This window comes from Sphingomonas rustica, assembly GCF_039652585.1.
Lineage (GTDB): Bacteria > Pseudomonadota > Alphaproteobacteria > Sphingomonadales > Sphingomonadaceae > Sphingomonas > Sphingomonas rustica.
On sequence record NZ_JBDIZK010000008.1, the window covers coordinates 84,568 to 97,116 of the forward strand.

General features: G+C 67.5%; 12 protein-coding genes and 1 tRNA gene. 11 read left to right on the forward strand and 2 right to left on the reverse strand.

Annotation, left to right across the window (positions count from 1 at the left end; all coding sequences use genetic code 11):
* Positions 1–8 precede the first annotated feature (8 nt).
* A complete protein-coding gene (locus tag TPR58_RS14145) occupies positions 9–503 on the reverse strand; it encodes a hypothetical protein (protein WP_346247343.1) in 495 nt (164 codons plus the stop codon).
* Between the two features lie 116 nt (positions 504–619).
* Between TPR58_RS14145 and TPR58_RS14150 the strand changes: the two genes are divergently transcribed.
* Positions 620–696, forward strand: a tRNA-Arg gene (locus TPR58_RS14150).
* Positions 697–855: 159 nt separating this feature from the next.
* Here the strand turns inward: TPR58_RS14150 and TPR58_RS14155 are convergent.
* A complete protein-coding gene (locus tag TPR58_RS14155) occupies positions 856–1,248 on the reverse strand; it encodes a hypothetical protein (RefSeq protein ID WP_346247344.1) in 393 nt (130 codons plus the stop codon).
* A 452-nt stretch (positions 1,249–1,700) separates the two neighbouring features.
* Between TPR58_RS14155 and TPR58_RS14160 the strand changes: the two genes are divergently transcribed.
* The 10 genes from TPR58_RS14160 to TPR58_RS14205 all read left to right on the forward strand — a co-directional run bounded on the left by TPR58_RS14160 (position 1,701) and on the right by TPR58_RS14205 (position 12,526).
* Entirely contained in the window at positions 1,701–2,030 is a 330-nt protein-coding gene (locus TPR58_RS14160; RefSeq protein WP_346247345.1) for a DMT family transporter, read from the forward strand.
* Positions 2,031–2,061: 31 nt separating this feature from the next.
* Positions 2,062–2,406, forward strand: a complete 345-nt coding sequence (locus tag TPR58_RS14165) for a hypothetical protein (RefSeq protein ID WP_346247346.1) — start codon at positions 2,062–2,064, stop codon at positions 2,404–2,406.
* 55 nt (positions 2,407–2,461) lie between these two features.
* Positions 2,462–3,424: a DMT family transporter gene (locus TPR58_RS14170; RefSeq protein WP_346247347.1), complete on the forward strand. Its 963-nt coding sequence runs from the start codon at positions 2,462–2,464 to the stop codon at positions 3,422–3,424.
* Positions 3,425–3,477: 53 nt separating this feature from the next.
* Positions 3,478–7,011, forward strand: a complete 3,534-nt coding sequence (locus TPR58_RS14175; RefSeq protein ID WP_346247348.1) for a hydantoinase B/oxoprolinase family protein — start codon at positions 3,478–3,480, stop codon at positions 7,009–7,011.
* Entirely contained in the window at positions 7,008–7,682 is a 675-nt protein-coding gene (locus TPR58_RS14180) for a DUF969 domain-containing protein (protein WP_346247349.1), read from the forward strand. The genes TPR58_RS14175 and TPR58_RS14180 overlap by 4 nt, the downstream gene beginning before the upstream one ends.
* Before the next feature lie 17 nt (positions 7,683–7,699).
* The gene (locus tag TPR58_RS14185; protein WP_346247480.1) at positions 7,700–8,644 is read left to right on the forward strand and encodes a DUF979 domain-containing protein; all 945 of its coding nucleotides are present in this window, start codon (positions 7,700–7,702) and stop codon (positions 8,642–8,644) included.
* Entirely contained in the window at positions 8,641–9,642 is a 1,002-nt protein-coding gene (locus TPR58_RS14190) for a DUF2891 domain-containing protein (protein WP_346247350.1), read from the forward strand. Before TPR58_RS14185 ends, TPR58_RS14190 begins: the two co-directional genes overlap by 4 nt.
* Positions 9,643–9,963: 321 nt before the next feature.
* Positions 9,964–10,890 (forward strand): hypothetical protein, encoded by a 927-nt coding sequence (locus TPR58_RS14195; RefSeq protein WP_346247351.1) that lies wholly within the window; start codon positions 9,964–9,966, stop codon positions 10,888–10,890.
* An 11-nt stretch (positions 10,891–10,901) separates the two neighbouring features.
* A complete protein-coding gene (locus TPR58_RS14200; RefSeq protein ID WP_346247352.1) occupies positions 10,902–11,387 on the forward strand; it encodes a hypothetical protein in 486 nt (161 codons plus the stop codon).
* A gap of 50 nt (positions 11,388–11,437) precedes the next feature.
* Complete coding sequence (locus tag TPR58_RS14205; RefSeq protein ID WP_346247353.1) at positions 11,438–12,526, forward strand: hypothetical protein; 1,089 nt, start codon at positions 11,438–11,440, stop codon at positions 12,524–12,526.
* The last annotated feature ends 23 nt before the right edge of the window (positions 12,527–12,549 follow it).

Sequence of the window (12,549 nt, forward strand, 5' to 3'; positions counted from 1 at the left end):
GCCGCCGATCAGGGGGTGCCGAGCGCGCTTTCGAGGCTGCGCAGCCGTGCCGCCTGTTGCGCGTCGACCTGCGACGCGCGCCCCACCGCCGCGTCCAGCGCGGGGTAGGGCACCTTGCCCGCCATGCCCCGCTCGCTCGCCAGCCCTTCGAGCGCCAGCAGCGTATCGGTCACCGACCCGCGCGTCCCGCTCAGCTGGGTCAGCGCGGTCTGTGCATCCAGCCACCGGTCCGATCCGCGCGGCAACCCGCTGGCGACCGCGACCTTCGCCTCGGTCTCGCCCGCCAGCGTCGAGAAGGCGCGCTGCTGCGCCTCCAGCGTGCCGACCAGTTCGGAGATCCGCTTGTCCAGCGCCGCATCGGTCTCCGCCACGGGCACCGTCCGCTTGGGTTCGGCGATGCCAACCCCCTCGATCGGCCGCGGCAACAGCGAGGGATAGGTCCGGCCGGTGTCCGAACAGCCGGCAAGTGCCAGGGCGAGAAGTGGAAAGACGGCGTGACGCATGGCCTCGATCTATGCCGCGCAGGAGGGCCGTGCAACCGCCGCGAAAATAAGCTGTCGAAAGTGGCGACAAAGGGCTTGCGCGAATCCGGAGTCGCTTCTATCAGCGCCACTCCCAAGCGCCCGTAGCTCAGCTGGATAGAGCATCAGACTACGAATCTGAGGGTCGGACGTTCGAATCGTTCCGGGCGCGCCATTTCCTCCCAGCAGGAAATCGAGGGTTACAAAGGGGCAGCTTCGGCTGCCCCTTTTTGTTTGTCCGCGAACCCTTCGACTGGGTGGCGGAGGTGCGGCGCCTCCGTCCGCGATCGTCGCATCGGCTGGACCCGAAACAAGCAACGCCGGAAATGACCGCTCACTTGCGTTCGGCAATCAGCCTGCGAAAAAGCAAGGTCCATGAAACCGATATCGTGATGATCGCGATTATCTTGCCATATATAGCCATCCTGCTGGCAATAACGGGCGTGGCGACGCCTTCTCGCGCCCATCTGTGAACATCATCTTCCAAAGGAGATGCACTCAGAATTCCGACGATCAATAAAAGAGCTATTCCACACCATCCCAGGATGCCGGAATGTTTAACCCTAAAATCGACTCCGAAAACGCCTGCAAAAAGCAGGATGGTTATTCCCAGACCTAACCAAAGGGGAATTGCCATTGCCGATATTGGCCGCACGTTAAGGATCAGCCCGGATACCGCGCTGATAAATAATAACGTCACCACGGAAACGTCCAGTCTATGATGCACTGCGCTGACTCCTCCGCGGCTCTTTGTTCCGACCAAGGTAGGCGCCCTGCCGTTCCCGTACGTATGCCACGCGACGAGAGAGAGGGTCGGTTTCTTTCGATAATTGACTATCTATCGTATTTGCGGCGCAGAACGAAATCCCGGTAGGCGACGAGGCCGGTGACGCGCAGATCCCAGGACATGGTCTTCGATCCAAAGGTTGAAATTGTGGAATCGCACGCAGCCTGACGAGCGTCGGATTATGGCTTGCGGTGACTGCGCCGAGAAGGATTGGCCTCGTGCTATGGAGGATCGTAAGTCGTGACGTGACGCATCAGTTCGAATCGTTCCGGGCGCGCCATTTCCTCCCAGCAGGAAATCGAGGGTCACAAAGGGGCAGCTTCGGCTGCCCCTTTTTGTTTTGCGGCGCTGTCTCTACTCGAAGGTCGTCCTGCAACCGGAGCCGCGTCGCCGTGCCCTATCTCTACCTCGCCATCGCGATCGTCGCCGAAGTCGTCGCGACCTCGCTGCTCAAGCTGTCGCACGGCTTCACCCGCCCGCTGCCCACGCTGGGGATGGCGCTGGGCTATCTCGTCGCCTTCTATTTCCTCTCGCTCACCCTGCGCACCGTGCCGACCGGCATTGCCTATGCGATCTGGTCGGGGGTCGGCGTGGTGCTGATCGCGACGATCGCCTGGCTGTTCCAGGGGCAGAAGCTCGACCTGGCGGCGATGATCGGCATGGCGATGATCGTCGGCGGCGTGGTGGTGATGAACCTGTTCTCGTCCTCGGTCGCGCATTGAGCGGCGGGTGCGAAGCGGATAGCCAGCGGAGATGACCGAGACGGCGATCCTGTGGCGGCCGGTGGGGCCGGCCGAACTGGCGCTGATCCGCGACAGCGGGATGCGGCGCTTCCCGCCGCGCCTGCCCGACCAGCCGATTTTCTACCCGGTCACGACCGAGGACTATGCGGTGAAGATCGCGCGCGACTGGAATGTCCGCGACAGCGGCGCGGGGTTCGTCACCCGCTTCGAGGTGCGCCGCGACTTCCTCAGCGCCTATGACATCCAGGACGCGGGCGGCCGCGCCCACCGCGAATACTGGATTCCGGCGGAGGAACTGGAGGCGTTCAACGACGCGATCGTCGGCGCGATCGAGGTTGTGCGGGAGTTTTGCTGACGGCGGGTCGATCGCCCGATGACAAGCGGGGCTCCGGCTGGCACGGCACCGCACGATGACTCAGCCCCACGCCTCCAGCCGATCGATCGGGCTCGGCATCCTGTGCGGCATGGGGGCCGGCGCGCTGTGGGGGCTGGTGTTCCTGGCGCCCGAACTGGCGCGCGACTTCAGTCCCTTGCAGCTCACCATCGGACGGTATCTGGCCTATGGGCTGATCTCGGCCGGGCTGATCGCGCCGCGGTGGCGGGGGCTTCGCGGGGCGATCGGGCGGCGCGAGTGGATCGCGCTGGGCTGGCTCGCGCTGGCCGGAAACACCGCATACTTCATCCTGCTCGCCAGCGCGGTTCAGATCGGGGGGATCGCGATGACCTCGCTGGTGATCGGCTTCCTGCCCGTGGCGGTAACCATCATCGGCAGCCGCGACCGCGACGCGGTGCCGCTGGCGCGCCTGGCGCCGTCGTTGCTGCTGTGCGTCGGCGGGGCAGTCTGTATCGGGTGGCAGGCGATCGCGATGCCGGTGTCGGGATCGGTCGGGGCGCAACTGACCGGCCTTGCCTGCGCGGTCGGGGCGCTGGCGTCGTGGACAGCCTTCGCGGTGGGCAACGCGCGCTGGCTGGGCCGGCTCGATCAGGTCTCGGCCGACGAGTGGAACCTGCTGACCGGGATCGTCACGGGCGCGCAGAGCCTGGTGCTGGTGCCGGTGGCGCTGGCGATCGGCACGGGGACGCATGCCGCATCGGCCTGGGCGTTGCTGGGCGGCGTGTCGGTCGGCGTCGCGCTGTTCGCGTCGATCCTGGGCAATGCGCTGTGGAACCGGATGAGCCGGCTGCTGCCGCTGACTCTGGTCGGGCAGATGATCCTGTTCGAGACGCTGTTCGCGCTGATCTACGGCTTTGCCTGGGAAGGGCGGTTGCCCCGCCTCGCGGAGGCAGGCGCCTTCGCGCTGGTGGTTGCGGGCGTGGTCAGCTGTATCGCGGCGCATCGCCGCCCGGCGCCCGAGTTGCGCGCCGCGGCCTGATTGCGCCCGCCAGCGCTTGACGCGGGCACGTCGCCCCCCGAAACCCTTCGCGCATGGAGCCATGGCATTTCTGGGTCGATCGCGGCGGCACCTTTACCGACGTCGTTGCGCGGACACCGGCGGGGGACATGGTCACCGCCAAATTGCTGTCCGAGGATCCGGAACGCTATGACGACGCCGCCGTCGCCGCGATCCGGCAGCTGACCGGCGTCGCCGAGGGGCCGCTGCCCCCGGCCGAGATCCGCATCGGCACCACCATCGCCACCAACGCGCTGCTCGAGCGCAAGGGCGAGCCGGTGCTGCTGGCGATCACGCGCGGCTTTGCCGATGCGCTGGTGATCGGGACGCAGGACCGGCCCGACATCTTCGCCCGCCAGATCGTCCGCCCCGCGTCGCTCCATGCCGAGACGGTCGAGATCGACGAGCGCGTGACCCATGAGGGCGAGGTGCTGCGCCCACTCGACCTGGAGGCCGCGCGCACCGCGTTCCAGGCGGCCCATGACCGCGGGCTTCGCGCCATCGCGATCCTGCTGATGCATGGTTACCGGCACAGCGCGCACGAGGCGGCGCTCGCCGGTCTGGCGCGCGAGATCGGCTTTACCCAGGTGTCCGCCAGCCATCAGGTCGGCGCGCTGATCAAGCTGGTCGGGCGCGGCGATACCAGCGTCGTCGACGCCTATCTGTCGCCGGTGCTGCGCCGCTATGTCGAGCGGCTGGAGAATGCGCTGGACGGCGCCTCGCCCTTGTTCATGCAGTCCAATGGCGGGCTGGCGCCGGGGCGCGGCTTTCGCGGCAAGGATGCGGTCCTGTCGGGCCCGGCCGGCGGCATCGTCGGCATGGCCGAGACGGCGAAGCGCGCCGGGTTCGACCGGGTCATCGGCTTCGACATGGGCGGCACATCGACCGACGTGTCGCTGTTCGCCGGTCAGTATGAGCGCGACAACGAGACGATCGTCGCGGGCGCCCGCATCCGCGCGCCGATGCTGCGCATCCATACGGTGGCGGCGGGCGGCGGATCAGTGTGCAGTTTCGAGGGCGGGCGGCTGAAGGTCGGGCCGGAATCGGCCGGCGCGCTGCCTGGCCCCGCCGCCTATCGCCGTGGCGGGCCGCTGACAGTGACCGATTGCAACGTCGCGCTGGGCAAGGTGCAGCCGGAGTTTTTCCCCGGCGTGTTCGGCGCGAGCGGCGACCAGCGGCTGGACCGCGACGCGGCGCTGGCGCGACTGGGCGAGGTCGCGGCGGCGGCGGGGCTTGAACCGCTCGCCTGTGCCGAGGGGCTTATCGCGATCGCGGTCGCCAACATGGCCAATGCGATCAAGTCGATCTCAATCGCGCGCGGGCACGACGTCACCCGCTTCGCGCTGGCCAGCTTCGGCGGGGCGGGCGGGCAGCATGCCTGCCCGGTCGCCGATGCGCTGGGCATCGAGACGGTGATGATCCACCCGCTGGCCGGGGTCCTGTCCGCCTATGGCATCGGCATCGCCGCACGGCGCGAGGTGCGCGAGCGGACGGTCGAGCTGCCGTTGGACGATGCCGGGCTGGGCGCGGTCGCCGATGCGCTGGCGGCCGAGGCGCGGGCGGCGCTGCCCGAGGCGAACCGGGTCGAGACGACCGCGCATCTGCGCACCCAGGGGAGCGACAGCGCGATCCCCGTGGTGCTGGACACGCCGGAAGCGATGCGGACGGCCTTCGCCGCCGCCTATCGCCAGCGCTTCGGCTATGAGGCGACGAGCGCGTTGATCGTCGACATGCTACGGGCCGAGGCGATCGCCGAGAGCGACGCGGCGACGACGCTGCCCGATGCCCCGCTGCGCACCGATCCGCCGGTCGCGACGGTCGAGACGTTCATGGCGGGCGACCGCCACGCGACGCCGGTGTTCGACCGGGCGCATCTGGCGCAGGGCGCGATCGTCCAGGGTCCGGCGCTGATCACCGATCCGGTTGCAACGACGGTGATCGAGCCTGGCTGGCGCGCGAGCGTGGACGGCGATGGCTGCCTGATCCTGACGCGGGCGACCGCGCGCGCCACCGCGGCGCTCGGCACCGCGCTGGACCCGGTGCGGCTGGAGATATTCTCGGGCCTGTTCATGTCGATTGCCGAGGAAATGGGCGCTGCGCTGCGCCACAGCGCATCGTCGGTGAACATCCGCGAGCGGCTCGATTTCTCCTGTGCGGTGTTCGATGCTGCCGGAAACCTGATCGCCAACGCCCCGCACATCCCCGTCCATCTCGGTTCGATGGGGGAAAGCATCAGAACCATATTGGCACGACGCGGCAAGGACGGGCGCGGCATCCTGCCCGGCGACGTCTATGCGCTGAACGCCCCCTATGACGGCGGCACGCACCTGCCCGACATCACCGTGATCCAGCCCGTGTTCGTCGCGGAGGATGACACGGCCCCCGCCTTCTTCGTCGCGGCGCGCGGCCATCATTCGGATATCGGCGGGATCAGCCCGGGATCGATGCCACCGAACAGCCGCAGCATCGAGGAAGAGGGGATCATCTTCGACAATGTCCTGCTGGTCGAGCACGGGCATCTGCTGGAGGACGAGGTCCGCGCGCTCCTGGGGGCGGGCGACTGGCCGGCGCGCAACATCGACCAGAATATCGCCGACCTGGCAGCGCAGGTCGCGGCATGCGCGCGCGGCGCGGACGGGTTGCGCGCCACCGCCGCCGAATACGGCGTCGATGTCGTCCAGGCCTATATGGCGCATGTCCAGGATCATGCCGCGCAGGCGGTGCGCGCGCTGATCCCGACGCTGACCGATGGCAGCTTTCGCTACGACATGGACAGCGGCGCCGCGATCGAGGTCGCGGTGACGGTCGATGCCGGCGCGCCCGCGCTGACCTTCGACTTTGCCGGGACCAGCGCGCAGCAGCCCGACAATTTCAATGCGCCGCTGGCGGTGGTGCGCGCGGCGGTGCTGTACGTGATGCGCACGCTGATCGAGACCCATGTGCCGCTGAACGACGGTTTCCTGCGCGCGGTGACGATCCGCGTGCCCGAGGGATCGATGCTCAACCCGCGCTATCCCGCCGCGGTGGTCGCGGGCAATGTCGAGACCAGCCAGGCAGTGACCGACGCCCTGTTCGGTGCGCTGGGCGCATTGGCGGGGTCGCAGGGGACGATGAACAACTTCACCTTCGGCAATGACCGCCACCAATATTACGAGACGATCGCCGGCGGGGCGGGGGCGGGGCCGGGCTTTGCCGGGTGCGACGCGGTGCAGACGCACATGACCAACAGCCGGCTGACCGATCCCGAAGTGCTGGAGGCGCGCTATCCGGTGCTGGTCGAGACCTTCGCGATCCGGCGCGGGTCCGGCGGGGAAGGGCGCTGGCGGGGCGGCGACGGCGCGGTGCGCCGCATCCGCTTCCGCGAGGCGATGCGCGCCGGCATCCTGTCCAACCATCGCCGCGTCGCGCCGTTCGGGCTGGGCGGCGGCGGCAACGGTGCGGTCGGCATCAACCGGATCGAGCGCGCCGACGGCCGTGTCGAGGACCTGCCCGCGACCGCATCGGCCGAGATGGCGCCCGGCGACATGTTCGTGATTCAGACGCCCGGCGGCGGCGGGTACGGGCGATGAGCCATTATCTGCCGCTGCTCGGCATTCTGGTCGTCGTCGCCGGCTTCGCGCTGCGGCTCAATCCGATGCTGGTGGTCGTCGCCTCGGCCTATGTCACCGGACTGCTCGCAGGGAAGAGCCCGGTCGAAGTCACCCAGATCTTCGGCAAGGCGTTCAACGACAATCGCATCCTGGCGATCGTGTGGATCGTGCTGCCCGCGATCGGCATGCTCGAACGCTATGGGCTGCAACAGCGCGCCCGCGCGGTGATCCTCGGCTTTCGCGGCGCGACCGTGGGCAGGCTGCTGGTCCTCTACCTTCTCTATCGCCAGATCACCGCGGCGATCGGGCTGCATTCGACCGCGGGCCCGGCGCAGACGGTCCGCCCGCTGGTCGCGCCGATGGCGCTGGCCGCGGCGGAGAAGGCGCATGGCGAACTCGACGCCGATACGATCGACCGGGTGAAGGCGAGCGCGGCGGCGACCGACAATGTCGGGCTGTTCTTCGGCGAGGACATCTTCTTCGCGATCGGATCGATCGTGCTGATCCAGGCGACGCTGGCCACCTACCGGATCGAGCTGACCCCGATCCAGCTTGCGATCTGGGCGATCCCGACCGCGATCGCCGCCTTCCTGATCCACAGCCTGCGCCTGATGCTGCTCGACCGGTCGCTGGGGAGGCGGGGCACGTGAGCGCTGCGCCGATCTCGATGGCGACGCTCTATGCGCTGCTCGGGCTGTTGTTCGCCGCCTTCGCGATCTTCGCGGTGATCGATCGCAGCAACAGGAAGCGGTTCGGCAATGCCGCCTTCTGGAGCCTGATGGCGCTGAGCCTGCTGGGCGGGTCCCATATCGGCGATCTCGCCAACGGGCTGATCGTGCTGGGGCTGGCCGGGCTGGCCGGCTTCGGTGCATTGGGCCGGGGCACCCCGCCGACGACCAGCGATGCCGAGCGCGAGGGCTTCAGCGCGCGGCTGGGCAACCGGGTGTTCCTGCCGGCGCTGGTGATCCCGGTCACCGCGCTGATCGGCACGGTGGTGTGGAACTACACCCCGCTCGGCCAGTCGGGGCTGATCGAGGCGAAGCGCGAGACCTATGTCTTCCTGTGCCTGGGCGCGATCCTGGCGGTGCTGGTGATCTGGGCATGGCTGCGGCCCCCCGCCGCCGCGCCATTGCAGGAGGGCAGCCGGCTGATCGAGGCGATCGGCTGGGCCGCGGTGCTGCCTCAGATGCTGGCGGCGCTGGGCGCGGTGTTCGCCAGTGTCGGCGTCGGCGCGATCGTCGGAGAGACGGCGCGCGCGGCGATTCCGGACGGCAGCATCTTCCTGACAGTGCTGGTCTTCGCGCTGGGCATGGCGCTGTTCACGATGATCATGGGCAATGCCTTCGCGGCCTTCCCGGTGATGGCGGCGGGGATCGGCGTCCCGCTGCTGATCCGCGACTATGGCGGCGATCCCGCGGTGATCGGCGCGATCGGCATGCTCGCCGGTTTCTGCGGGACGCTGATGACGCCGATGGCGGCCAACTTCAACCTGGTGCCCGCGGCGCTGCTCGAGCTGCGCGACCGCAATGCGGTGGTCAAGGCGCAGGTCGCGACCGCGCTGCCGCTGCTGGGCGTCAACATCCTCCTCATCTATTTCCTGGCCTATCGATGACCGAACTCACCCCCGAACTCGCCGCCGGCTTCGCGCGACTGACGCTGGGCCATCTCGAACAGCAATGGCCGTACAAGATGGACCTGGTGATGAACGGCCCGCACGACGTGCGGCTGCCGATCGAACATCACCCGATCTTTCACGGCAGCTTCGACTGGCACAGCTGCGTCCATGGCTGGTGGCAGGTGCTGACGATCGCGCGCCTCTATCCCGACCTGCCCGAGGCCGCAGAGGTGCGTGCGAAGGCCGACCGGATGCTGGTGCCCGACAAGGTGGCGGGCGAGCTCGCCTTTCTGGACCGGCCGATGAGCGCGGGGTTCGAGCGGCCCTATGGCTGGGCGTGGCTGCTGGCGCTGCACGGCGAGGCGGCGCGGCATGACGCGGGCTGGGGCGCGGCGCTCGAGCCGTTGGCGCGCGCATTCGCGGCGCGATTCCATGCCTTCCTGCCGAAGCTGACCTATCCGATCCGGGTGGGGACGCATTTCAACACCAGCTTCGCGCTGACGCTGGCGCGCGATTGGGCGGAGACCCATGATCCCGCGCTGGTGACGCTGATCGACGCGCGCGCGCGCGCCTGGTTCGGCGGCGACCGCGACTGCCAGGCATGGGAGCCGGGCGGGGACGAGTTCCTGTCCTCGGCGCTGTGCGAGGCATTGCTGATGAGCCGGGTGCTGGGCCGCGCGGACTTCGCCGCCTGGTTCGACGCGTTCCTGCCGCGCGCCGCGTCGGGGAATCCGGCCAGCCTGTTCGTGCCGGCCCATGTCTCCGACCGCGACGACGGCAAGATCGCGCATCTCGACGGGCTGAACCTCAGCCGCGCCTGGTGCTGGCGCAGCGTGGCGGCGGCGCTGGGCGACCATCCCGCCGCGTCGGCGGCGCGGACGACCGCCCAGGCGCATCTCGACGCCAGCCTGGGCCATCTCGACGACAGCTATATGGGCAGCCACTGGCTGGCCAGCTTCGCGCTGCTCGCGATTCGGGTCCGGAAGACCGTCTGAACCTTCGCGAAAGAGCGATTCGCGAGGGCAATGCGCCGACACGCGCATTGCGACGATTCTAGTCATTCCGAAGAAAGATACTTAGGTATTCTTCCTTAAGGATAGCGACAGATAAATATAACCTTGGTAATGACAACGTCGTACAGGACTAAGGTAAACTACAGGTACTAAATATCCATTCTGGATTGAAATGTATTAATCTGCGGTACAAGTACCTATTAGCCACCCGATCGAAGAATAAATAAATCCACTCCCAGTTCCTTGATCAACAGGAATGGGGGAGTGGCGACGATGTTTTCGCTTAAGGGGTGTCTTGCAGTAATGATCGGCGCGTGGGGTAGCTTTGCTACCGTTCCCGCGCTGGCCTCTGCGACCCCGGCGGGCGAGATTCTGCCCAATACTGCCTCCGTAACGTACAGCATCAATGGTCAGCAGAGCGGTACGGCGTCGAACACAGTCAATGTCCGGGTCAATGAAGTCCTGGATATCGATCTTGGCGCGCTGACTTCCCAGCTGGCAATCGAGCGTGGAGCGCTGAGCCCTGTTCCCTTCACGCTGACCAATGCCGGCAACGGGCAGGAAGCCTTCATCCTGTCGGGCGAGCTTCAGGGCATCGACGGCGTCATCGAGGCATTCGCGATCGATCGCGACGGGGATGGCCGGTTCGACCCGGCAGTCGATCTGCGCATCGAACTGAACGGCGCCACGCCGCGGCTCGCGCCGGGCACCGTCCTGCCGCTTCTTGTCCTTGTGCGGGGCAACACCGCCGCGAACGGACGACTGATCGTCGATGCCCGCGCAGTGACCGGATCGGGAACGCCGGGCACCGATTTCAGCGGCAAGGGTGACGATGGCTGCGACGCGATCGTCGGAGCGACCACCGCTGCCGCCCGCACCAGCATCACGCTGACGATCGCCGGCGGCGACCCCTCGCAGATCGACGTGGTGAAGTCGCAGAGCGTCGCTTCGCCCGACGGCGGCACGTCGCCGGTGCGCGGCGCGATCGTCACCTACACCATCGAATCCCGCTTCGGCGGGAGCGGTACCGTCCAGGATGCCCGGCTTGCCGACCCCATCCCCGCCGGCACGGACTATGTCCCGGGCAGCCTTCTGCTGGACGGTACCGCCTTGACCGACGCTGACGGCGACGACGCCGGCAGCTTCGACGGCGGAGGCATCCGCATCGCACTCGGCGACATCGCCGGGCCCGTCACCCGCATCGTCAAATTCCAAGTGACCATCAAGTGAGGACCATGACCATGACTGCTCTGATCAAATCCGGTGCCGCCGTGGCACTGATCGCCATTGCCCTGCCTGCCGCCGCCCTGAGCGCGGCGATCGACCCGATCACGATCACCAACCGGGTGCTCGCCGAGGTTCGCAAGACCGCGTCCGACGGCACCGTGCGCACCGACCTGGAACCGGCCGGCCGCGTGACGCCCGGCACCAACGTGGTCTTCCAGCTCACCGTTCGCAACTCCGGCAAGCAGGCCGCGACGAACCTGGTGATCGCCAATCCCGTACCCGCGGAGCTCGCCTATGTCGGCGCAGCTTCCGGCTCGCCCGCGCCCGAGCTGTCGACCGACGGCAAGCGCTTCGCCCCCATCGCTCAGCTGACCGCTCATGGCGCGAACGGTCAACTGCGCGCCGCCAAGGCAGCCGACGTCCGCGTCGTCCGCTGGCGGATCGCCTCGGTGCCCGCCGGAGGCACTGCCAACGTCTCGTTCCGCGCCGTCATCAAGTAACCGTCCAAGTAATCTCAAATCAAACTCCTAGAACAGAGGGATAAAGCACCATGTATACGAAGCTGAAGCTGCTGAGCGGCGCGGCGATCCTGTCGATCTTCGCAACGCCTGCTTTCGCGCAGCAGGAAACTGCCGCCGGTACCAACATCAACAACCAGGCAACCGTTAGCTTCACCGTCGGTGGAACCAACGGAACCGCGACCTCGAACACCGCGACGTTCGTGGTCGACAAGAAGGTCAACCTGTCGGTCGTCGCCGTCGGCGGCCCGACCCGCGTGGCGGTCGGTTCGAACGACCAGGTGACCACCTGGACCGTGACCAACCTGACCAACTCGACCCAGGACATCCGCCTGACCGCAGACCAGCAGAACGTCTCGATCCCGCTGCTGGGCACCGACGACTTCAACGTGTCGAACATGCGCATCTTCCGCGATACCAACAATAACGGCCAGTGGGACGCGGGCGACGCCCAGATCACCTATCTGGACGAACTGGCGGCGGATGCCAGCGTGACCGTGTTCATCGTCGCGAACATCCCGAATACCCCGGGTGTGAAGGCCGCGATCGTCGGCCTGCAGGGCACGGTTGCCGCCGGTGGCTCGGCCGGCTCTCTGGGCGCCGACCTGGTCGCCACCTCGATCCTGACGCCGGACTCGCCGACCACGGTCGATGTCGTCTTCGCCGATGACGCGAACCTGCTCGACCAGCTGCGCGACGGCAAGCACTGGGCGTTCAACGCCTATGTCATCGACTCCGCCGTCGTCTCGGTCCTCAAGACGTCGCGGGTCATCAGCGATCCGTACAACCTGCTCGTCAACCCGAAGGCGATCCCTGGCGCCACCATGGAATATTGCCTCAGCGTGTCGAACGCGGGTCCCGGCATCGCCACCGGCATGGCGCTGAGCGATATCGTTCCCGCCAACACGACCTATGTCCCCGGCTCGATCGTCGTGGGTACGCCGGGTACCGGCACCTGCATCCTGCTCGGCACGTCGGAAGACGACGACGCGACGGGTGCGGACGAGAGCGATCCCGTCGGCGGCTCGTTCGATACCGGCACGAAGACCGTGCGCGGCGCGCTGGGCAGCGTCCTGCCGTCCACGACCGTCAACGTCGCGTTCCGCGTGACGATCAACTGAGCCTGACGTCCCCCACCCGGCGC

Excerpts from the sequence above, each read along its gene's own strand:
- TPR58_RS14145 (WP_346247343.1), bottom strand. The coding sequence starts at position 503 with ATGCGTCACGCCGTCTTTCCACTTCTCGCCCTGGCACTTGCCGGCTGT.
- TPR58_RS14165 (WP_346247346.1), top strand. The coding sequence starts at position 2,062 with ATGACCGAGACGGCGATCCTGTGGCGGCCGGTGGGGCCGGCCGAACTG.
- TPR58_RS14170 (WP_346247347.1), top strand. The coding sequence starts at position 2,462 with ATGACTCAGCCCCACGCCTCCAGCCGATCGATCGGGCTCGGCATCCTG.
- TPR58_RS14175 (WP_346247348.1), top strand. The coding sequence starts at position 3,478 with ATGGAGCCATGGCATTTCTGGGTCGATCGCGGCGGCACCTTTACCGAC.
- TPR58_RS14180 (WP_346247349.1), top strand. The coding sequence starts at position 7,008 with ATGAGCCATTATCTGCCGCTGCTCGGCATTCTGGTCGTCGTCGCCGGC.
- TPR58_RS14185 (WP_346247480.1), top strand. The coding sequence starts at position 7,700 with ATGGCGACGCTCTATGCGCTGCTCGGGCTGTTGTTCGCCGCCTTCGCG.
- TPR58_RS14190 (WP_346247350.1), top strand. The coding sequence starts at position 8,641 with ATGACCGAACTCACCCCCGAACTCGCCGCCGGCTTCGCGCGACTGACG.
- TPR58_RS14195 (WP_346247351.1), top strand. The coding sequence starts at position 9,964 with ATGATCGGCGCGTGGGGTAGCTTTGCTACCGTTCCCGCGCTGGCCTCT.
- TPR58_RS14200 (WP_346247352.1), top strand. The coding sequence starts at position 10,902 with ATGACTGCTCTGATCAAATCCGGTGCCGCCGTGGCACTGATCGCCATT.
- TPR58_RS14205 (WP_346247353.1), top strand. The coding sequence starts at position 11,438 with ATGTATACGAAGCTGAAGCTGCTGAGCGGCGCGGCGATCCTGTCGATC.